This window comes from Qipengyuania sp. BR81-2 (assembly GCF_055693895.1).
Genome location: NZ_CM146344.1, coordinates 2,312,741 through 2,333,149 on the forward strand (window position 1 = coordinate 2,312,741; position 20,409 = coordinate 2,333,149).

Annotated in this window: 30 protein-coding genes; all 30 read left to right on the top strand. The window is 61.5% G+C overall.

Annotated elements, in window-relative coordinates:
* Positions 1-17: 17 nt before the first annotated feature.
* The 30 genes from fusA (at position 18) to ACZ1G8_RS11840 (ending at position 20,333) form a co-directional block, all read left to right on the top strand.
* Entirely contained in the window at positions 18-2,111 is a 2,094-nt protein-coding gene (gene fusA, locus ACZ1G8_RS11695) for an elongation factor G (RefSeq protein ID WP_472679555.1), read from the top strand.
* Positions 2,112-2,204: 93 nt separating this feature from the next.
* Positions 2,205-3,380, top strand: a complete 1,176-nt coding sequence (tuf, locus tag ACZ1G8_RS11700) for an elongation factor Tu (RefSeq protein WP_472679556.1) — start codon at positions 2,205-2,207, stop codon at positions 3,378-3,380.
* Between the two features lie 332 nt (positions 3,381-3,712).
* Positions 3,713-4,024 (top strand): 30S ribosomal protein S10, encoded by a 312-nt coding sequence (gene rpsJ, locus ACZ1G8_RS11705; protein ID WP_006831877.1) that lies wholly within the window; start codon positions 3,713-3,715, stop codon positions 4,022-4,024.
* 245 nt (positions 4,025-4,269) lie between these two features.
* Positions 4,270-5,127 (top strand): 50S ribosomal protein L3, encoded by an 858-nt coding sequence (gene rplC, locus ACZ1G8_RS11710; protein ID WP_244920859.1) that lies wholly within the window; start codon positions 4,270-4,272, stop codon positions 5,125-5,127.
* Positions 5,128-5,129: 2 nt separating this feature from the next.
* Entirely contained in the window at positions 5,130-5,753 is a 624-nt protein-coding gene (rplD, locus tag ACZ1G8_RS11715; protein ID WP_221428664.1) for a 50S ribosomal protein L4, read from the top strand.
* Positions 5,746-6,054 carry a 50S ribosomal protein L23 gene (locus tag ACZ1G8_RS11720; RefSeq protein WP_221428663.1) on the top strand — a complete coding sequence of 103 codons (309 nt, stop codon included), beginning with the start codon at positions 5,746-5,748 and terminating at the stop codon, positions 6,052-6,054. Before rplD ends, ACZ1G8_RS11720 begins: the two co-directional genes overlap by 8 nt.
* A gap of 14 nt (positions 6,055-6,068) precedes the next feature.
* Positions 6,069-6,905: a 50S ribosomal protein L2 gene (gene rplB / locus ACZ1G8_RS11725; RefSeq protein ID WP_472679557.1), complete on the top strand. Its 837-nt coding sequence runs from the start codon at positions 6,069-6,071 to the stop codon at positions 6,903-6,905.
* Between the two features lie 6 nt (positions 6,906-6,911).
* The gene (rpsS, locus tag ACZ1G8_RS11730) at positions 6,912-7,187 is read left to right on the top strand and encodes a 30S ribosomal protein S19 (RefSeq protein WP_006831882.1); all 276 of its coding nucleotides are present in this window, start codon (positions 6,912-6,914) and stop codon (positions 7,185-7,187) included.
* Positions 7,187-7,564, top strand: coding sequence for a 50S ribosomal protein L22 (rplV, locus tag ACZ1G8_RS11735; RefSeq protein ID WP_006831883.1), 378 nt, complete (start codon positions 7,187-7,189; stop codon positions 7,562-7,564). Before rpsS ends, rplV begins: the two co-directional genes overlap by 1 nt.
* 1 nt (position 7,565) lies before the next feature.
* Positions 7,566-8,261: a 30S ribosomal protein S3 gene (gene rpsC, locus ACZ1G8_RS11740; protein ID WP_221428661.1), complete on the top strand. Its 696-nt coding sequence runs from the start codon at positions 7,566-7,568 to the stop codon at positions 8,259-8,261.
* 21 nt (positions 8,262-8,282) lie between these two features.
* Entirely contained in the window at positions 8,283-8,717 is a 435-nt protein-coding gene (gene rplP / locus ACZ1G8_RS11745; RefSeq protein WP_040963569.1) for a 50S ribosomal protein L16, read from the top strand.
* A complete protein-coding gene (gene rpmC, locus ACZ1G8_RS11750) occupies positions 8,717-8,926 on the top strand; it encodes a 50S ribosomal protein L29 (protein WP_221428660.1) in 210 nt (69 codons plus the stop codon). The genes rplP and rpmC overlap by 1 nt, the downstream gene beginning before the upstream one ends.
* A 10-nt stretch (positions 8,927-8,936) precedes the next feature.
* Positions 8,937-9,227 (top strand): 30S ribosomal protein S17, encoded by a 291-nt coding sequence (rpsQ, locus tag ACZ1G8_RS11755; protein WP_221428659.1) that lies wholly within the window; start codon positions 8,937-8,939, stop codon positions 9,225-9,227.
* Between the two features lie 56 nt (positions 9,228-9,283).
* Entirely contained in the window at positions 9,284-9,652 is a 369-nt protein-coding gene (gene rplN, locus ACZ1G8_RS11760) for a 50S ribosomal protein L14 (protein ID WP_067464754.1), read from the top strand.
* On the top strand, positions 9,652-9,972 hold the full coding sequence (gene rplX, locus ACZ1G8_RS11765) for a 50S ribosomal protein L24 (protein WP_221428658.1): 321 nt from the start codon (positions 9,652-9,654) through the stop codon (positions 9,970-9,972). The genes rplN and rplX overlap by 1 nt, the downstream gene beginning before the upstream one ends.
* On the top strand, positions 9,965-10,543 hold the full coding sequence (gene rplE / locus ACZ1G8_RS11770; protein ID WP_222442220.1) for a 50S ribosomal protein L5: 579 nt from the start codon (positions 9,965-9,967) through the stop codon (positions 10,541-10,543). Before rplX ends, rplE begins: the two co-directional genes overlap by 8 nt.
* A 40-nt stretch (positions 10,544-10,583) precedes the next feature.
* Positions 10,584-10,889: a 30S ribosomal protein S14 gene (gene rpsN / locus ACZ1G8_RS11775; RefSeq protein WP_472679558.1), complete on the top strand. Its 306-nt coding sequence runs from the start codon at positions 10,584-10,586 to the stop codon at positions 10,887-10,889.
* An 11-nt stretch (positions 10,890-10,900) separates the two neighbouring features.
* The gene (gene rpsH, locus ACZ1G8_RS11780; protein ID WP_221428655.1) at positions 10,901-11,296 is read left to right on the top strand and encodes a 30S ribosomal protein S8; all 396 of its coding nucleotides are present in this window, start codon (positions 10,901-10,903) and stop codon (positions 11,294-11,296) included.
* Positions 11,296-11,829: a 50S ribosomal protein L6 gene (rplF, locus tag ACZ1G8_RS11785; protein ID WP_472679559.1), complete on the top strand. Its 534-nt coding sequence runs from the start codon at positions 11,296-11,298 to the stop codon at positions 11,827-11,829. The genes rpsH and rplF overlap by 1 nt, the downstream gene beginning before the upstream one ends.
* Position 11,830: 1 nt before the next feature.
* A complete protein-coding gene (rplR, locus tag ACZ1G8_RS11790; protein WP_221428653.1) occupies positions 11,831-12,175 on the top strand; it encodes a 50S ribosomal protein L18 in 345 nt (114 codons plus the stop codon).
* Positions 12,175-12,960, top strand: coding sequence for a 30S ribosomal protein S5 (gene rpsE, locus ACZ1G8_RS11795; RefSeq protein WP_247710129.1), 786 nt, complete (start codon positions 12,175-12,177; stop codon positions 12,958-12,960). Before rplR ends, rpsE begins: the two co-directional genes overlap by 1 nt.
* A gap of 5 nt (positions 12,961-12,965) precedes the next feature.
* Entirely contained in the window at positions 12,966-13,154 is a 189-nt protein-coding gene (gene rpmD, locus ACZ1G8_RS11800) for a 50S ribosomal protein L30 (protein WP_221428652.1), read from the top strand.
* 102 nt (positions 13,155-13,256) lie between these two features.
* Positions 13,257-13,781: a 50S ribosomal protein L15 gene (rplO, locus tag ACZ1G8_RS11805; RefSeq protein WP_472681246.1), complete on the top strand. Its 525-nt coding sequence runs from the start codon at positions 13,257-13,259 to the stop codon at positions 13,779-13,781.
* A 105-nt stretch (positions 13,782-13,886) separates the two neighbouring features.
* A complete protein-coding gene (secY, locus tag ACZ1G8_RS11810; RefSeq protein WP_244920857.1) occupies positions 13,887-15,251 on the top strand; it encodes a preprotein translocase subunit SecY in 1,365 nt (454 codons plus the stop codon).
* Between the two features lie 32 nt (positions 15,252-15,283).
* Positions 15,284-15,928: an adenylate kinase gene (locus tag ACZ1G8_RS11815; RefSeq protein WP_472679560.1), complete on the top strand. Its 645-nt coding sequence runs from the start codon at positions 15,284-15,286 to the stop codon at positions 15,926-15,928.
* Between the two features lie 55 nt (positions 15,929-15,983).
* The gene (locus tag ACZ1G8_RS11820; RefSeq protein ID WP_472679561.1) at positions 15,984-16,619 is read left to right on the top strand and encodes an SRPBCC family protein; all 636 of its coding nucleotides are present in this window, start codon (positions 15,984-15,986) and stop codon (positions 16,617-16,619) included.
* A gap of 89 nt (positions 16,620-16,708) precedes the next feature.
* Positions 16,709-18,067 carry an NADP-specific glutamate dehydrogenase gene (gene gdhA / locus ACZ1G8_RS11825; RefSeq protein ID WP_472679562.1) on the top strand — a complete coding sequence of 453 codons (1,359 nt, stop codon included), beginning with the start codon at positions 16,709-16,711 and terminating at the stop codon, positions 18,065-18,067.
* A gap of 288 nt (positions 18,068-18,355) precedes the next feature.
* Complete coding sequence (gene rpsM / locus ACZ1G8_RS11830) at positions 18,356-18,724, top strand: 30S ribosomal protein S13 (RefSeq protein ID WP_221428647.1); 369 nt, start codon at positions 18,356-18,358, stop codon at positions 18,722-18,724.
* Between the two features lie 53 nt (positions 18,725-18,777).
* Complete coding sequence (gene rpsK / locus ACZ1G8_RS11835) at positions 18,778-19,167, top strand: 30S ribosomal protein S11 (protein WP_006831904.1); 390 nt, start codon at positions 18,778-18,780, stop codon at positions 19,165-19,167.
* A gap of 110 nt (positions 19,168-19,277) precedes the next feature.
* Complete coding sequence (locus tag ACZ1G8_RS11840) at positions 19,278-20,333, top strand: DNA-directed RNA polymerase subunit alpha (protein ID WP_221428646.1); 1,056 nt, start codon at positions 19,278-19,280, stop codon at positions 20,331-20,333.
* Positions 20,334-20,409: the final 76 nt, after the last annotated feature.

A 20,409-nucleotide genomic window follows, 5' to 3' on the forward strand; every position in this document is an offset into this window, starting at 1 on the left:
CCTCATGGAGACTTAACATGGCACGCGAATATCCGCTGGAGCGGTACCGCAATATCGGCATCATGGCCCACATCGATGCCGGCAAGACCACCACGACCGAACGTATCCTCTACTACACCGGCAAGTCCTACAAGATCGGCGAAGTCCACGACGGCGCTGCGACCATGGACTGGATGGAGCAGGAGCAGGAACGCGGCATCACCATCACCTCGGCTGCCACGACCACGTTCTGGCAGAACGACGATGGCAAGGGCGAAAAGCACCGCATCAACATCATCGACACCCCGGGCCACGTCGACTTCACGATTGAAGTCGAACGCTCGCTGCGCGTGCTCGACGGCGCGGTTGCAGTCTTCGACGGCGTTGCCGGCGTTGAACCGCAGTCCGAAACCGTCTGGCGCCAGGCCGACAAGTACGGCGTTCCGCGCATGTGCTTCGTCAATAAGCTCGACCGTACCGGTGCAGACTTCTACTACTGCGTCCAGTCGATCATCGACCGCCTCGGCGCGAACCCGCTGGTCCTCTATCTCCCGATCGGCGCGGAAAGCGACCTTCAGGGCGTCGTCGACCTTGTCAACAACCGGGGCATCGTCTGGGAAAACGAAAACCTGGGCGCGACGTTCAACTACGTCGACATCCCGGCTGACCTGGCTGACAAGGCTGCCGAATACCGCGAGAAGCTGATCGAGACCGCCGTCGAACAGGACGACGATGTCATGGAAGCTTACCTCGAGGGTGAAGAGCCCGACGCGGCGACGCTCAAGCGTCTGATCCGCAAGGGCACCATGGCGCGCGACTTCGTTCCCGTGCTGTGCGGTTCGGCGTTCAAGAACAAGGGCGTGCAGCCCCTGCTCGACGCGGTTGTCGACTACATGCCGTCGCCGCTCGACGTTCCGGCCATCAAGGGCGTCCTGCCCGACAGCGACGAAGAAGATACCCGTCCGTCGTCGGACGAAGCTCCGTTCTCGGCGCTGGCCTTCAAGATCATGAACGACCCGTTCGTCGGCTCGCTCACCTTCACCCGCATTTACTCGGGTCACCTCACCAAGGGTTCGGTCCTGAACTCGGTGAAGGACAAGAAGGAAAAGATCGGCCGCATGCTGCTGATGCACTCGAACAACCGCGAGGACATCGATGAAGCATTCGCAGGCGACATCGTCGCTATCGCAGGTCTCAAGGAAACCACCACCGGCGACACCCTGTGTGCGTCGAGCGCTCCGATCATCCTCGAGCGCATGGAATTCCCCGAGCCGGTGATTGAACTGTCGGTCGAACCGAAGACTAAGGCCGACCAGGAAAAGATGGGCGTCGCCCTCAACCGCCTGGCTGCCGAAGATCCGAGCTTCCGCGTCACCACCGACCACGAGTCGGGCCAGACGATCATCAAGGGCATGGGCGAGCTTCACCTCGACATCCTCGTCGATCGTATGAAGCGCGAGTTCAAGGTCGAGGCAAACGTCGGCGCACCGCAGGTCGCTTATCGCGAATACCTCGGCAAGCCGGTGGACGTGGACTACACCCACAAGAAGCAGTCGGGTGGTTCGGGTCAGTTCGGTCGCGTCAAGGTCAAGATCACCCCGGGTGAGCGTGGCCAGGGCTTCGTGTTCGAAGATGAAATCAAGGGCGGTAACATTCCGAAGGAATACATCCCCGCGATTGAAAAGGGTTTCCGCGAGCAGGCCGAAAGCGGCCATCTCGTTGGCTTCCCGATCATCGACTTCACCGTGAACCTGTACGACGGTGCCTACCATGACGTCGACTCGAGCGCGATCGCGTTCGAAATCGCCGGTCGTGGCGCCATGCGCGAAGTCGCAGAGCGTGCTGGCATCAAGCTGCTGGAACCGATCATGAAGGTCGAGGTCGTGACCCCCGAGGACTACCTCGGCGACGTCATCGGCGACCTCAACTCGCGTCGTGGCCAGATCCAGGGCACCGACAGCCGCGGCAACGCCCAGGCAGTCGAAGCCAACGTGCCGCTCGCGAACATGTTCGGTTACGTGAACGAGCTGCGCTCCTTCACCCAGGGCCGTGCACAGTACACGATGCAGTTCAGCCACTACGACGAAGTTCCGGCTAACGTGGCACAGGAAGTCAAGGAGAAGCTTGCGTAAGCGAGCCGACCGGTCTAGGGGCGGCGCCTGATTCAGCGGGCGCCGTTTCCTCCCCGCAGAAATCCCAAATTTTAAGACAGAGGTTATTGGAAAATGGCGAAGGAAAAGTTCGAGCGTAATAAGCCGCACGTTAACGTCGGCACCATCGGTCACGTTGACCACGGCAAGACCACGCTGACCGCGGCGATCACCAAGGTCATGGGTTCGGCCGTCGATTTCGCAAACATCGACAAGGCTCCCGAAGAGCGTGAGCGCGGCATCACCATCTCGACCGCACACGTCGAGTACGAAACCGACGCGCGTCACTACGCACACGTCGACTGCCCGGGTCACGCCGACTACGTGAAGAACATGATCACCGGTGCAGCCCAGATGGACGGCGCCATCCTGGTCGTGAACGCAGCTGACGGCCCGATGCCGCAGACGCGCGAGCACATCCTGCTTGCACGTCAGGTCGGCGTTCCGCAGCTGGTCGTGTACCTGAACAAGGTCGACCAGGTCGACGACGAGGAAATCCTCGAGCTCGTCGAACTGGAAGTTCGTGAACTCCTCAGCGAGTACGGCTTCGACGGCGACGATATTCCGATCATCAAGGGCTCGGCTCTGGCCGCTCTCGAAGGTCGCGATCCGGAAATCGGCGAAAGCTCGATCAAGGCTCTGATGGACGCTGTCGACAGCTACATCCCGACCCCCGATCGTCCGGTCGACAAGGACTTCCTGATGCCGATCGAAGACGTGTTCTCGATCTCGGGTCGTGGTACGGTTGTCACCGGCCGTGTCGAAACCGGCGTCGTGAACGTTGGCGACGAAGTCGAAATCGTCGGCATCAAGGACACCACCAAGACGACCGTCACCGGCGTCGAAATGTTCCGCAAGCTGCTTGATCGCGGTGAAGCTGGCGACAACATCGGTGCGCTGATCCGTGGCGTTGGCCGTGAAGAAGTCGAGCGTGGCCAGGTTCTCGCGAAGCCGGGTTCGGTTACGCCGCACACCGAGTTCAGCGCAGAAGTCTACGTCCTTTCGAAGGACGAAGGTGGCCGTCACACGCCGTTCTTCGCGAACTACCGTCCGCAGTTCTACTTCCGCACCACCGACGTCACCGGCGAAGTTATCCTTCCCGAGGGCACCGAGATGGTGATGCCGGGCGACAACGTGACGATCGACGTCAAGCTGATCGCACCGATCGCCATGGACCAGGGCCTGCGCTTCGCAATCCGCGAAGGCGGCCGTACGGTCGGCTCGGGTGTTGTGGGCACCATCAAGAAGTAAGCGTTAGCTGAAACTTAGTTGAGGGCCCGTCCTCCCGTCAGGGGAGGGCGGGCCCTTGGCTATTTATGAGGGCATGTGAACCGCGCTGATGCACGGTTCGCCGCTCCCGATGAACGCCCGTTCAGCCTCTGGCGGTTAGGGCAGAAATCGGGGGTTGCCAGATGCGGGTCTCCCCCGTATATGCGCGCCCACAGACAGGGATTCGTCCCCGTCACGAGAATTCATGGAAGGTCGCCCGCAACCGGGAAACCGGGCTCAACGTGGGGCTGACCTTTCTTTTTGTTTGCGGGCCACCCGCTGGTCCGCTTGGCTCTTTCGCATCGGTGTAGGTAATGGAAGCACAGAATATCCGCATTCGCCTCAAGGCGTTCGACCATCGCGTTCTCGACCAGGCAACTGGAGAGATTGCAGACACCGCGCGTCGCACGGGTGCCCTTATTCGTGGTCCCATTCCCATGCCGACGCGCATCGAGAAGTTCACCGTGAACCGCGGCCCGCACATCGACAAGAAGTCGCGCGAGCAGTTCGAGGTGCGCACCTACAAGCGGCTGCTCGACATCGTGCAGCCCAACGCCCAGACCGTCGACGCGCTGATGAAGCTCGACCTCGCTGCCGGCGTAAACGTCGAAATCAAGCTCGCCTAAGCGTTTTGGTTTCGGTCCACCTGCAGGACATAAAGCCGCAGGGAAGTTAAGGGGCGCTCGATAGCCCCGCTTGATCCAAGATCAGGCAAGACATCGGGATACCGCCGGATTTTATCCGGGACTGCGTCCCCCGTCTGCCTCTCTCAGGAGAGGCAATCAGCCCGGACGGGGGCACGCATCGCACATTCGGGCTGGCAAGCACCCTGGGGATGGGCCTCTGGGTGCCTCTGTTGAGGAGTTTGACGATGCGCACAGGCGTTATCGCAAAGAAAGTCGGGATGACCCGCCTCTTCCAGGAGGACGGACGGCACGTTCCCGTGACCGTTCTTTCGCTGGAAGACTGCCAGGTCACCGCTCATCGCACGGAAGATCGTGACGGCTATTATGGCCTTCAGGTCGGTTCGGGCGAAGCGAAGCAAAAGAACGTAAACAAGCCGCAGCGCGAAGCCTTTGCCAAGGCCGAGGTTCCGCTGAAGATGAAGGTCGCGGAATTCCGCGTCGACAGCGAGGAAGGTCTCCTTCCCGTTGGTGCTCGCATTTCCGCTGAGCACTTCGTCGCCGGCCAGAAGGTCGACATCACCGGCCACACCCAGGGTAAGGGCTTTGCCGGCGCCATGAAGCGTTGGGGCTTCGGCGGTCTGCGCGCCACCCACGGTGTTTCGATCTCGCACCGCTCGCACGGTTCGACGGGTAACCGTCAGGACCCGGGCCGCGTGTTCAAGGGCAAGAAGATGGCCGGTCACATGGGTGACCGCCAGCGTACGCAGCAGAACCTCGAGATCGTGCGCACCGACGCCGATCGCGGCCTCCTTTTCGTCAAGGGCTCGGTCCCGGGTGCGAAGAATGGCTGGCTGATGGTTCGCGACGCCGTGAAGGTTGCCATGCCCGACGATCTGCCGTTCCCCGGCGTGATGCGTCGCAACGAAGATGAGTTCAAATCGGAAGAAGCCGATGCGGGCCTCATCGAGAGCGCAGCTGAGCATGAAGTCGGCACCGAAGTTTCCGCTGAGCAGCAGGAAAAGCTGATGCAGCAGCAGGATTCGGGTGCGGACGCCGAAACCACGACCGACGGCGATGCCGGCGGTGAGAGCAAGGAGTCCTGATCGTGAAGGTCAAGGTCCAGAAAATCGACGGCAAGGCGTCGGGCGATATCGAGCTGAACGACGATGTGTTCGGCGTCGAGCCGCGCGCTGACATCCTGCACCGTGTTGTCACCTGGCAGCTCGAAAACCGTCGCGGTACCGCACGCCCCACGCGTGAGCGTTCTGACGTTGCCCGCACGGGCAAGAAGTTCGGTCGCCAGAAGGGTTCGGGCGGTGCACGTCACGGCGATCGCGGCGCTCCGATCTTCATCGGCGGTGGTAAGGCTCACGGTGCGCGCAAGCGTGACTTCGAGCAGTCGCTGAACAAGAAGATCCGTGCACTCGGTCTCAAGATGGCTCTCTCGAGCAAGGCTAAGGACGGTCTCGTCGTCGTCGACAGCCTCGAGCTCAAGGACGCCAAGACCAAGGCGCTCAAGGGTCACTTCGACAAGAATGGCTGGGCCGGCAAGGTCCTGATCATCGACGGCGAAAGCGTGAACGACGGCTTCAAGAAGGCCGCCGGCAACCTGCCGGGCGTGAACGTCCTCCCCGCGATGGGCGCCAACGTCTACGACATCCTGAAGCACGACACGCTCGTCCTCACCAAGGACGCTGTCGAAAAGCTGGAGGGCCGTTTCAATGGCTAAGAAGCAGGAAGTGGAAGCACGTCACTACGACGTCGTCCTGGCTCCGCACATCACCGAAAAGTCGACGCTTGCTTCCGAGCATAACGCCGTCGTCTTCAAGGTGGCGAACGATGCGACTAAGCCGCAGATCAAGGAAGCCGTCGAGGCGATCTTTGGCGTGAGCGTCACGGGCGTCAACACCATCAACGTGAAGGGCAAGACCAAGCGCTGGAGGGGCAAGCCCTACAAGCGCAACGACCTGAAGAAGGCCGTGGTCACCCTGAAGGACGGCGACTCGATCGACGTCACCAGCGGTATCTGAGGGGCTAGAGAGAAATGGCACTCAAGAACTACAAACCGACGAGCCCCGCACGCCGCGGCCTCATCCTCGTCGACAAGTCGGGCCTGTACAAAGGCAAGCCCGTCAAGTCGCTCACGGAAGGCAAGCGCAAGACCGGTGGCCGGAACAACAAGGGCCATGTCACCTCGCGTGGCATCGGCGGCGGTCACAAGCAGAAGTACCGCTTCATCGACTTCAAGCGTCGCAAGTGGGACGTTGAAGGCACCGTGGAACGGATCGAATACGATCCCAACCGCACCGCTTTCATCGCGCTTGTGAAGTATGACGACGGTGAGCAGGCCTACATCATTGCTCCGCAGCGTCTCGCTGTCGGTGATAAGGTCATCGCTGCTGAAAAGACCGACACGAAGCCCGGCAACGCAATGCTGCTCGGCCAGATGCCGGTCGGTACGATCTGTCACAACGTCGAAATGAAGCCCGGCAAGGGCGGTCAGATCGCACGTTCGGCAGGTGCTTATGTCCAGCTGGTCGGTCGTGACCGCGGCATGGTCATCGTGCGCCTCAACAGCGGCGAGCAGCGTTACCTGCGCGCCGACTGCATGGGCACCGTTGGCGCCGTGTCGAACCCGGACAACCAGAACCAGAACCTGGGCAAGGCCGGTCGTCGTCGCTGGATGGGTGTCAAGCCGCTGACCCGCGGTGTCGCCAAGAACCCGGTCGATCACCCGCACGGCGGTGGTGAAGGCCGGACCTCGGGCGGCCGTCACCCGGTCACTCCGTGGGGCAAGCCGACCAAGGGCGCCCGTACTCGCAAGAACAAGCAGACGGACAAGATGATCATCCGTTCGCGCCACGCGAAGAAGAAGAGGTAATCCGACATGGCTCGTTCCGTCTGGAAAGGTCCGTTCGTCGAACTCAGCCTTCTGAAGAAGGCAGAAGAGGCGCAGGAAGCAAGCAACGCCAAGCCGATCAAGACCTGGTCGCGCCGCAGCACCATCCTGCCCCAGTTCGTCGGTCTCACGTTCAACGTGTACAACGGCCACAAGTTCATCCCGGTCTCCGTTTCGGAAGAAATGGTCGGCCACAAGCTCGGCGAATTCGCTCCTACGCGTACGTTCCCGGGTCACGCTGCCGACAAGAAGGGTAAGCGCTGATGAGCAAGCAGAAAGCACCGCGTCGCGTCGCCGACAACGAGGCACTGGCAGTGGGCACAACCATCCGTGGTAGCGCCCAGAAGCTGAACCTCGTTGCCGAGCTCATCCGCGGCAAGAAGGCCGAAGAGGCCCTCAACATCCTGGCCTTCTCGAAGAAGTCGATGGCCAAGGATGCCACGAAGGTTCTCGCCTCGGCGATTGCCAACGCGGAAAACAACCACAACCTCGATGTCGACTCGCTGGTCGTCGCTGAGGCTTCGGTCGGCAAGTCGATCACGATGAAGCGCTTCCACACCCGTGGTCGCGGCAAGTCGACGCGCATCCTGAAGCCGTTCAGCCGCCTTCGGATCGTCGTCCGCGAGCAGGAAGAGGCGTAAGATGGGCCATAAGAGCAATCCGATCGGTCTGCGCCTGCAGATCAACCGCACCTGGGACAGCCGCTGGTACGCCGAAGGGCGTGACTACGCCAAGCTGCTGGCCGAGGACATCGAGATCCGCAAGTACATCCTCGAGAACGCTGCCCAGGCCGCTATCTCGAAGGTCGTGATCGAGCGTCCGGCAAAGCTTTGCCGCATCTCGATCTACGCTGCGCGTCCCGGCGTAATCATCGGCAAGAAGGGTGCGGACATCGAGAAGCTGCGCGCCAAGCTGTCGGAAATGACCGAAAGCGAAGTGAAGCTGAACATCGTCGAAATCCGCAAGCCGGAAGTCGATGCGAAGCTCGTCGCCCAGGGCATCGCCGACCAGCTGATCCGCCGTGTGGCATTCCGTCGTGCGATGAAGCGCGCCATGCAGTCGGCCATGCGCCTTGGTGCCGAAGGCATCAAGATCATGTGTGGTGGCCGTCTCGGCGGTGCGGAAATCGCCCGCGTCGAACAGTATCGCGAAGGCCGCGTGCCGCTGCACACGCTGCGCGCCAACATCGATTACGCTGAAGCCGAAGCTCTGACCGCTTACGGCATCATCGGCATCAAGGTGTGGGTCTTCAAGGGTGAGATCCTCGGCCATGACCCGACCGCGCAGGACCGTCTGATGATGGAATCGCAGACGTCCGGCGTCCGTCCGGCTCGCTGATTGCAGGTATAGGAAAGAACCATGCTGCAACCGAAGAAAACCAAGTACCGCAAGGCGTTCAAGGGCAAGATCCACGGCAACGCCAAGGGCGGCACCACGCTCAACTTCGGCTCGTACGGGCTGAAGGCTCTCGAGCCCGAGCGTATCACCGCGCGCCAGATCGAAGCGGCTCGCCGCGCGATCACGCGTCACATCAAGCGCCAGGGTCGTCTCTGGATCCGCGTTTTTCCCGACGTGCCGGTTTCTAAGAAGCCTGCTGAAGTCCGTCAGGGTAAGGGCAAGGGTTCGGTCGAATACTGGGCAGCTCGTGTGAAGCCGGGCCGCATCCTGTTCGAACTCGACGGCGTTGCCGGTCCGCTGGCTGCCGAAGCGTTCAGCCGCGCAGCCATGAAGCTGCCGGTGAAGACCAAGGTCGTGGCCCGCCTGGGCGACACCTCGCACCTCGGAGGCGAATAATGAGCAAGATCGAAGATCTGCGCCAGAAGAGCGACGACCAGCTGGACGAAGAGCTGACCACGCTTAAGCGTGAGCAGTTCAACCTGCGTTTCCAGTCGGCAACGAACCAGCTCGAAGCTCCGGCGCGCATCCGCGAAGTCCGTCGTACGATCGCCAAGATCAAGACGCTGCAGGGCGAACGTGCCCGCGCAGCGGCAGCCAAGGCGTAAGGAGTAGACCATGCCCAAGCGTATCCTTATCGGCACCGTCACCTCCGACAAGACCGACAAGACCGTGACCGTACTGGTCGAGCGTAAGGTGAAGCACCCCCTCTACGGGAAGATCATCCGTCGCTCGAAGAAGTACCACGCACACGACGAGAAGAACGAGTACGCACTCGGCGACGTCGTGCGCATCGAAGAAACCAAGCCGATCTCGAAGACCAAGACCTGGATGGTCAAGGACCGCGTGACGGCAGGCGGAACCCAGGCTGTCGAGGCTGACCTCGAAGTCGAAGCCGCAGGCAACTGACGTTTTAGGAACTGCCGGGCAGATGTCCCGGCAAGCCAAGAGAAGGAACCGGATCAATGATCCAGATGCAATCCAATCTCGACGTCGCGGACAACAGCGGCGCCAAGCGCGTCCAGTGCATCAAGGTACTGGGCGGCTCGAAGCGCCGCACCGCGTCCGTCGGTGACGTGATCGTGGTTTCCGTCAAGGAAGCCCAGCCGCGTACGAAGGTGAAGAAGGGCGATGTCCATCGCGCTGTCATCGTGCGCACGAAGAAGGACGTACGCCGCCCCGACGGCAGCGTGATCCGCTTCGACAGCAATGCCGCTGTTCTCGTCAACAAGAGCGAAGAACCGATCGGCACCCGTATCTTCGGCCCGGTGGTGCGCGAACTGCGCGGCCGCGGCTTCATGAAGATCATCTCGCTTGCTCCGGAGGTGCTGTAATGGCTGCCGCTAAGATCAAGAAGGGTGACAGCGTCGTCGTCCTGTCCGGCAAGGACAAGGGCAAGACCGGCACCGTCGCGAAGGTCATGCCGAAAGAAGGCAAGATCGTCGTCGAAGGCGTCAACGTCGCTGCACGTCACCGCAAGCCGACCCAGCAGAACCCGCAGGGCGGAATCGATCGCTTCGAAGCGCCGATGCCGATCAGCAAGGTTGCTGTGGCCGATCCCAAGGATGGCAAGCCCACCCGCGTCCGTTTCGAAGAAAAGGACGGCAAGAAGGTGCGTGTTGCCGTGAAGAGTGGGGAAACCATCGATGGCTGATTACACCCCCCGTATGAAGCAGCGCTACGACGACGTGATCGTCAAGGCGATGACTGAAAAGTTCGGTTACAAGAACCGTCTCGAAGTCCCGAAGCTGGAAAAGATCACGCTCAACATGGGCGTTGGCGAAGCCAGCCAGGACAAGAAGAAGGTCCAGACCGCTGCTGAAGAAATGGCGAAGATCGCCGGCCAGAAGCCGGTTATCACGCGCGCGAAGAAGTCGATCGCACAGTTCAAGCTGCGCGACGGCATGCCGATCGGTTGCAAGGTGAACCTGCGCCGTGACCGCATGTACGAATTCCTCGACCGTCTCGTGACCATTGCAATGCCCCGCATCCGCGACTTCCGTGGCCTCAACGCCAAGTCGTTCGACGGTCGTGGCAATTACGCAATGGGCCTCAAAGAACAGATCGTCTTTCCCGAAATCTCCTACGACCAGATCGAGAAGGTTCGCGGCATGGACATCATCGTAACCACCACGGCGAAGACCGACGAAGAAGCTCGCGAGCTTCTCAAGCTGTTCGGCTTCCCGTTCCCGGCTGAAAAGTCGGAAGAGAAGGAGGCGGCGTGAGCCGCCCCGGATCGCTGGATAAGGAAGGAACTTAAGTCCAATGGCGAAACTGAGTTCGATCAACAAGAACGAGCGTCGCAAGAAGCTCGTCAAGCAGTATGCGGACAAGTACGCAAAGCTGAAGGCTATCGCTAATGACGACAGCCTCGACGAAGGCGAGCGCCTCATCGCGCGCCTCAAGATGGCTGAGCTGCCCCGCAACGCGAACCCGACCCGCGTGCGCAACCGCTGCGCCACCACCGGCCGCCCGCGCGGCTATTACCGCAAGTTCGGCCTCAACCGTATCGAACTGCGTGACCTCGGCAACAAGGGCCTGATTCCGGGCCTTACGAAGTCGAGCTGGTGAGGTAGAGACAGATGGCTATGACCGATCCCCTGGGTGATATGCTCACCCGTATCCGCAACGGCCAGCAGGCGAAGAAGGACAGCGTCCTTTCGCCCGCTTCCAAGCTGCGTGCGAACGTGCTCGAAGTTCTCCAGCGTGAAGGCTACATCCGTGGCTACGCGCAGGACGACAGCGGCAAGCACGCTGCGCTGCGGATCGAACTGAAGTATTTCGAGGGCGAACCTGCGATCAAGCACGTTGCCCGTGTCTCCAAGCCCGGCCGCCGCGTCTACGCAGGTTCGAAAGAGCTGCCCGTCGTGCGCAACGGCCTTGGCATCACCATCGTCTCGACGCCGAAGGGCGTGCTTTCCGACGCGGAAGCCCGCACCGAAAACGTCGGCGGCGAAGTGCTGGCGGAGGTGTTCTGATGAGCCGCATCGGCAAGAAGCCGGTAGCGATCCCGAGCGGGGTCACTGCCACGATCGAGGAAGGCACTCTCAACGTGAAGGGGCCCAAGGGTACCCTTTCGATGGGTCTGTCGGATCTCGTCGAGTACAAGCTCGAGAATGACGAAATCTCCGTCACTCCGGCCAACGACACGCGTCAGGCGCGCAACCACTGGGGTATGCAGCGTACGCTCGTGTCGAACCTGGTCGAAGGCGTGACCGAAGGTTTCACCAAGGTTCTCGAAATCAATGGTGTCGGCTACCGTGCACAGGCCCAGGGCAAGAAGCTCAAGCTTCAGCTCGGCTTCTCGCACGACGTCGATCTCGACGTTCCGGAAGGTATCGAGGTGAAGACCCCGGACCAGACCACCGTCGAAATCAGCGGTTCCGACAAGCAGGCCGTGGGCCAGTTCGCGGCGAATGTCCGCAAGTGGCGCAAGCCCGAACCCTACAAGGGCAAGGGTATCAAGTATCGCGGCGAGTATATCTTCCGCAAGGAAGGGAAGAAGAAGTAAGATGGCAAAGCTTTCTCTTTTCGAACGTCGCCGTCGCCGTGTCCGCACCGCTCTTCGTAGCCGTGCCGGTGGCAAGCCCCGCCTGTCGGTGCATCGCACCGGCAAGCACATCTACGCGCAGGTCATCGACGATGCAGCCGGCAAGACCGTCGCTTCGGCGTCGACGCTGGGTGCAAAGGGCTCGGGCGCGAATGTCGATGCCGCCAAGAAGGTCGGCGCCGATATCGCTGCTGCTGCCAAGAAGGCCGGTGTGACCACCGTCGTTTTCGACCGCGGTGGCTTCCTGTTCCATGGCCGCGTCAAGGCGCTGGCCGACGCCGCTCGTGAAGGCGGGCTGGAGTTCTGATGATGGCTGACGAAAACAAGAACGAAGAAGCCGTGACGGCTGAAACCGAAACCGCTGTGACGAACGAGCAGCCGGCAATCGCCGACACTCCTTCGGAAGCCGCTGCCAACCAGGATCCTGCACAGGGCGCCGAAGGCCAGCCGCAGCAGCGCGAAGGTCGTGGTCGTGGTGGCCGTGGCGGCAACCGTGACGGTGGCCGTGGCCGTGGTGGTCGCGACAACCGCCGGAACAACCGCCGCGAGGAAGAAGACGACGGCATCATCGAGAAGCTCGTCCACATCAACCGCGTCAGCAAGACGGTGAAGGGCGGTAAGCGCTTCGGTTTCGCTGCACTCGTGGTCGTGGGTGACGGCTCGGGCCGTGTCGGCTTCGGCAAGGGCAAGGCCCGCGAAGTGCCGGAAGCGATCCAGAAGGCTTCGGCCGCTGCTCGCAAGAAGATGATCCGCGTTCCGCTGAAGGAGGGCCGCACCCTCCATCACGACGGCAACGGTCGCTTCGGTGCAGGCAAGGTCACCGTGCGTACGGCGCCTCCGGGTACCGGTATTATCGCCGGTGGTCCGATGCGTGCCGTGTTCGAGAGCCTCGGCGTTGCCGACGTGGTGACCAAGTCGGTCGGCACCTCGAACCCCTACAACATGATCCGCGCCACCTTCGACGCGCTGACCGACCAGACTTCGCCGAAGTCGGTTGCCCAGCGTCGTGGCAAGAAGGTTGCTGACCTTCTCGGCCGCGGTGGTGCTTCCGAGGCAGAGGCTGAAGCCGACGCCGCGGCAGTCGTGGAGTAATCAAGATGGCCAAAGCGAAAACCATCAAGATCAAGCAGATCGGTTCGCCGATCCGCCGCCCCGAAGGTCAGCGCCAGATCCTCATCGGTCTCGGCCTGAACAAGATGCACAAGGTCGTCGAACGCCAGGACACCCCCGAGGTGCGTGGCGCCGTCGCCAAGGTCCCGCATCTCGTGGCGATCGTCGAAGACTAAGTCTTCGGGCGAAAGACAATTTGACGGGGGCGGCCTGCTGCTTTAGCGGGCCGCTTCCATTTTACAGCGCGAACAAAAGCGAAAGCGAGTGCAGACATGACTATCAAACTTAACGAAATCCGCGACAATCCCGGCGCCCGCAAGGAGCGCATCCGTGTCGGCCGTGGCATCGGCTCGGGCAAGGGCAAGACCGGCGGCCGCGGCCAGAAGGGCCAGAAGAGCCGTTCGGGCGTCGCCATCAAGGGTTTCGAAGGCGGCCAGATGCCGCTTCACATGCGCCTGCCGAAGCGCGGCTTCAACAATCCGTTCGGCAAGGACTATGCCGAAGTGAACCTGGGCATGATCCAGAAGTTCATCGATGCGAAGAAGCTCGACGCCAAGAAGGACATCGATCACGCAGCACTGCAGGCCGCCGGCCTCGCACGTGGCGGCAAGGACGGCGTCCGCCTGCTCGGCAAGGGTGAGATCAAGGCCAAGGCCAAGTTCATCGTCGCCGGTGCCTCGAAGGGCGCCATCGAGGCGGTCGAGAAGGCTGGCGGTTCGGTCGAAGTGATCGCCAAGGGCGAGAGCGAAGCCGAGAAGAAGGCCAAGCGGACCGAAGCCAACAAGGCCAAGAAGTCCAAATAAATTGATGGAAATCTGGGAGCGGGGTTCGACAAAGGTCATCCCGCTCCCTATCTGTCCGGTCTAAGCCGGGACGGGCCGGCGACAAGCTAGGATCGAAGACGACCAATGGCATCAAGCGCCGATAGTTTCGCGAGCAACATCAGCCTCGCCTCTTTCTCCAAAGCCACGGAGCTCAAGCAGCGTATCTGGTTCACCATCGGTGCGCTGATCGTTTTCCGCTTCCTCAGCTTCGTTCCGCTTCCGGGTATCAACGCTCGCGCTCTGACGCAGCTTGCCGACCAGACCCAGGGCGGCATCATCGACATGTTCAACATGTTCACCGGCGGCAGCCTTGAGCGCATGAGTCTCATCGCGCTCGGCGTCATGCCCTACATTACCGCCTCGATCGTGGTGCAGATGGCCTCGGCCCTCCACCCCACGCTTGCCGCCTTGAAGAAGGAAGGCACGGTCGGTCGCCAGAAACTCAACCAGTACACCCGCTACGGCACGGTCTTCCTGTGCACGATTCAGGGCTGGTTCCTCGCCGCAGGTCTCGAAAGCTTCGGAGCCTCCAGCGGCATCGCAGCCGTGGTCGACCCGGGCTACATGTTCCGCATCGGTGCGGTCATCAGCCTCGTCGGCGGCACCATGTTCCTCCTGTGGCTGGGCGAACAGATCACCAGCCGCGGTATCGGTAACGGCGTTTCGCTGATCATCATGGCCGGCATCGTCGCCCAGTTCCCGACCTTCGTCTCGAACATGGCGTCTGGCTACAGCGAAGGTTCGATCGCCACCGGCATCCTCCTTGGCTTCATCGCCATGGTCGTCGGCCTGATCCTGCTGATCAGCTTCTTCGAGCGCGCACAGCGCCGCCTCCTGGTCCAGTATCCGAAGCGCGCGACGCAGAAGGGCATGATGCAGGCTGATCGCTCGCACCTGCCGCTCAAGCTCAACACTGCCGGCGTGATCCCGCCGATCTTCGCCAGCTCGCTCCTGCTGCTGCCGCTGACGATCACGCAGTTCGCCGGCAACTCGCTTGATCCCGAAGGCGGCGTGGGCGGTAGCTTCAGCACCGTGCTGCAGTACCTCCAGCACGGCCAGCCGCTCTACATGACGCTCTATGCGATCGGTATCATGTTCTTCGCCTTCTTCTATACGGCCGTCGTCTTCAATCCCGAAGAGACCGCGCAGAATCTAAAGAAGAACGGCGGGTTCATTCCGGGCATCCGTCCTGGCAAGCGGACCGAAGAATATCTCGACTATGTCCTGACGCGTATCACCGTGATCGGGGCCATCTACCTGACCTTCGTCTGCGTGGTGCCCGAATACATGATCGCGCAGACCGGCGTTCCGCTGTTCCTTGGCGGTACCAGCCTGCTCATCGTCGTGAACGTCACTGTCGACACGATCAGCCAGATCCAGTCGCACTTGCTGGCGCACCAGTACGGCGATCTCATCAAAAAGGCTAAGTTGAAGGGCCGCCTGCGTTAAGGCAGGGCTATCGAGGAAGGGGACCTCTTTCGATGGATATAATTCTTCTCGGCCCTCCGGGCGCAGGCAAGGGCACTCAGGCACAGCGCCTGGTCGAGCATCACGGCATGCTCCAGCTTTCGACCGGCGACATGCTGCGTGAAACCCGCAAGGCCGATACAGAGCTGGGCCGCAAGGTCGCCGACATCATGGATCCGGGCTCACTCGTTTCCGACGACATCGTCTCGGCAATGATCGATGCCAAGCTGACCGACATGGGTCCCGAAGTGGGCGCCATCTTCGACGGTTATCCGCGCACCGCTGCGCAGGCCGAACAGCTTGACGAGATCCTCGCCAAGCATGGACGCAGCCTCGATCACGTGATCGAGCTCGAAGTGAACGAGGACGCGCTTGTCGAGCGCATCACCGGTCGCTTCACCTGCAGCAATTGCGGCGCTGGCTATCACGATACGTTCAAGCAGCCGAAGACCGAAGGCGTTTGCGACGAATGCGGCTCGACCGAATTCAAGCGCCGTCCGGATGATACGGAAGAAACCGTGCGGCACCGCATGAACGTCTATCGCAGCGAGACCGCTCCGATCCTTCCCGGCTATGAAGCACGCGGCATTGTCAGCCGTGTCGACGGCATGGGCGGGATCGACGAAGTCACGCACGCGATCGACGCAATCCTTTCCTGAGGCTTTCCAAACCACCATCGCGGCCATAGAACCGCTCCTCGAAGGGGAGAGGTCGATGATGAAACACGCATTCCTGATTGGCGCGATTGCTGTCGCCGCTGCAGCACCCGCGGCGGCGGAAGTGGTTTCGACTGGGGAAGATAGCTTCGTCACGCAGGATACTGCGCGCGTTGCGGCCACGCCGCGCCAGACGTGGATGGCCCTGATCAAGCCGGGCGACTGGTGGAACGACAGTCACACCTGGTCGGCCGATGCTTCCAACATGACTCTGGTCCCGACAGCCGGCGGCTGCTTTTGTGAGAAGATTCCGGGCGAGGGCGATATCCCGCTCGACGGCAGCGCGCAGCACGCGCTGGTGGTTCAGGCTGTGCCCGACAAGGCATTGCGCCTTCGCGGTGAACTTGGTCCGTTGCAGGCCGTGCCTGCCACCGGCGTCCTGACGGTGACACTGACCAAGATCGATGGAGGCACGCAGGTTGGCTGGGAGTACCACGTCGGCAGCGTGACCGGCTTCGACATCGACGTGATTGCCGGTGCGGTCGATGGTGTGATGACACAGCAGCTTCGCGGCTTACGCGATCATCTTGGCGCGCTCGACGGGGAAGACGAAGAGCAGGAGTCAGACGAAGAGCCTGAAGAATCCGCCGAAGAGGCTCCCGAAGAAGAGGATGGGCCAGCAGAAGAGGACTGAGTGTCCTGCTTCTCGAATGAACGAACAGGCCTCTCGGGCGTAGGTTGCGAAAGCGGAGCCAATTCTCCGCTGCGCCAACCAGCCCGGAGATGACCTTGTCCAATCACTGCCCCGATCTCGAAACATTCATAGATGGTGTCCGCTCGCGCAATCCCGGGCAGGACGAGTTCATCCAGGCAGTGCGCGACGTGGCGCAGGACATCATTCCCTTCGTGAGGGACAATCCCGAATACAACGAAAGCGAGATCCTTCGCCGGATCGCCGAGCCCGACCGGATCGTCTCCTTCCGGGTGTGCTGGGAGGATGACGATCACAACATCCGCGTAGAGCGCGGGTGGCGGGTACAGAACAACAATGCCGTCGGCCCTTACAAGGGCGGCTTGCGCTTCTCGGACAATGTCACCGAAAGCGTCCTCAAATTCCTTGCCTTCGAACAGACCTTCAAAAATTCGCTCACCGGCCTGCCGATGGGCGGGGGGAAGGGCGGCTCCAACTTCAATCCCAAGGGCAAGTCCGACCGCGAGGTCATGCGTTTCTGCCAGAGCTTCATGACCGAGCTCTATCGCCATATCGGCCCCGACACGGATGTGCCTGCAGGCGACATCGGTGTGGGTTCGCGTGAGATCGGCTACCTCTTCGGACAGTACAAGCGGCTGACCGGGCGCTGGGAAGGCGCGCTGACCGGCAAGGCAAGCGAATATGGCGGCTCAGCGCTGCGCACCGAGGCGACCGGTTATGGCGTCGTCTACTTCCTGCGCGAAATGCTTTCCCGCAAGGACGAGGAACTCGACGGGAAGACTGCGGTAATCTCCGGCTCGGGAAATGTCGCGCTCCATGCGGCCGAGAAATTGATTGCCGAGGGCGCTAAGGTCCTGACGCTTTCGGACAGCGACGGCTTCATTCACGACCCGGACGGCATCGACGAGGAAAAGCTCGATTGGGTGAAGACGCTCAAGACCGAGAAGCGCGGGCGGATCTCCGAGTATGCCGAGAAATACGAGGGCGCCGAATTTCACGAGGACAAGGCACCCTGGCATGTCGAATGCGACCTTGCCCTGCCGTGCGCCACGCAGAACGAGCTCGACGAGGACGGTGCGAAGGCCTTGCTCGACAACGATGTGCTCGCGGTGGTCGAGGGAGCGAACATGCCCAGCACGACCGAGGCGGCCGAGCGCTTCCGCGAGGCCGGCATCCTGTTCGGCCCGGCCAAGGCCGCCAATGCCGGCGGTGTCGCCGTATCCGGCCTCGAGATGAGCCAGAACAGCGGACGGGTCAGCTGGGAACATGAGAAGCTCGACCGCATGCTCACAGAGCTGATGCAGGACATCCACGGCAAATGCGTCGAGAGCGGAGAGGGCGAGGACGGCGCAGTCGACTATGTCCGCGGCGCCAACATTGCAGGATTCCGCCGCGTGGCCGACGCGATGCTCGCCTTCGGCGTCGTTTAACCGCATTTTGACGTTCGGGATGCCACAGTCTATGTGTGCCACTTGAACATGATCGGAGACCGCCCATATGGGCGGCCTCGGCTGTTTGCGTGCGCTGGAGGTTGACGCTGACAGCGAGATCCTACTAAGCGCGCCCTTCATTCGATATTTCGGGAAGTCCGGCAGGCGGCAGCCATCGTGCACGCCATCCGGGCTTTTTGCGCTACCAGCGCTCTCGCAATATCAATGAAAACAAAGCGTTGAGATGGGGTCCCGCTTCAAGAGACCCTGTGGAGCATGGAGAATTAAGTGGCTCGTATTGCCGGGGTAAACATCCCCACAAACAAGCGCGTTATCATCGCGCTCACCTATATTCACGGAATTGGCCGTACCACGGCCGTCGAGATCGCCGACAAGCTCGGCATCGATCACACCGCGCGTGTCCAGGACCTGTCCGACGAGGAAGTCCTGCGCATCCGTGAAACGATCGACGCTGACTACACCGTCGAAGGCGACCTTCGTCGCAACACCGCGATGAACATCAAGCGCCTGATGGACCTCAAGTCCTATCGCGGCCTTCGCCATCGTGCCGGCCTGCCCGTTCGCGGCCAGCGCACCCACACCAACGCCCGCACCCGCAAGGGTAAGGCCAAGCCGATCGCCGGCAAGAAGAAGTAAGCTCGGGTCTCCCGACGCTTTTCCCTTCTTGAGAATATAGAGGAAGAAACACCATGGCACGCGAACCCGGCCGCGTTAGGCGCCGCGACAAGAAGAACATTTCTTCGGGCGTTGCGCACATCAACGCTAGCTTCAACAACACCATGATCACCATCACCGATGCGCAGGGCAATGCGATCAGCTGGTCCAGCGCCGGCATGATGGGCTTCAAGGGCAGCCGCAAGTCGACTCCCTATGCCGCGCAGGTTGCCGCCGACGACGCAGGCCGCAAGGCCGCCGAACACGGCGTTCGCACCCTCGAGGTCGAAGTGAAGGGCCCGGGCTCGGGCCGTGAAAGTGCACTGCGCGGTCTCGCTGCAGTCGGTTTCACGATCACTTCGATCCGCGACGTGACGCCGATCCCGCACAACGGGGTCCGTCCTTCCAAGCGTCGCCGCGTCTGATCCGTACCTGCCTGGTGGCCTGGGTTCTCTAGGTCACCGACACCCTTCGACGGACCGGACGCTCCGATAAAGAGCTCCGGTCCCGCCCGCATCCACACCAGGGGAAATCCATGTCCGTCAACATCAAGAACTGGCAGGAACTCAAGAAACCCAACACCCTCGACATCAAGGACGGTGGCGACAAGGACCGCAAAGCGACCTTCGTTGCAGAACCGCTCGAGCGCGGCTTCGGCCTGACGCTCGGTAACGCGCTGCGTCGCGTTCTCCTGTCCTCGCTGCAGGGTGCAGCCATCACCTCGATCAAGATCGAGAACGTGCTGCATGAATTCTCCTCGCTCGCCGGCGTGCGCGAGGACGTCACCGACATCGTCCTGAACGTGAAGCAGATCGCGCTCAAGATGGAAGGTGAAGGCATGAAGCGCCTCCAGCTCTCGGCTACCGGCCCGGGCGAAGTGAAGGCTGGCGATATCGCTGTTTCGGGCGACATCGAGGTCATGAACAAGGACCTCGTGATCTGTCACCTCGACGAAGGCGCCACGCTCAACATGGAGCTGACCGCCGACACCGGTAAGGGCTACCGCCCGGCAGTGATGAACCGTCCGGCCGATGCGCCGATCGGCCTCATCCCGGTCGACAGCCTGTACTCGCCGGTTCGCCAGGTGAGCTACAAGGTCGAGAACGCCCGCGTTGGCCAGGAACTGGACTACGACAAGCTCTCGCTGACCATCGAAACCGATGGCACCGTCACCCCGGAAGACGCCGTTGCCTATGCTGCGCGCATCCTCCAGGACCAGCTGACGCTGTTCGTCCACTTCGAAGACGGCATCCCGCAGCCCAGCTCGGCCATGATCGGCCAAGCTGCAGAGCCGCAGGAAAGCGACACCAACCAGCTCAACCGTTACCTCCTCAAGAAGGTCGACGAGCTGGAACTGTCGGTCCGTTCGGCAAACTGCCTCAAGAACGACAACATCATCTACATCGGCGACCTGGTCCAGAAGACCGAGGCCGAGATGCTCCGTACGCCGAACTTCGGCCGCAAGTCGCTCAACGAGATCAAGGAAGTCCTGAGCTCGATGGGTCTGCGCCTCGGCATGGACATCCCGGGTTGGCCGCCGGAGAACATCGAAGAAATGGCCAAGAAGCTCGAACAGGAACTTCTCGGCTAATCCGGGCAACGGCGGCGGGCCCTAACCGCCGCCAGCACTGGGCTACCTAGAACGGGCCCTTTTCGAACGAAGAAGG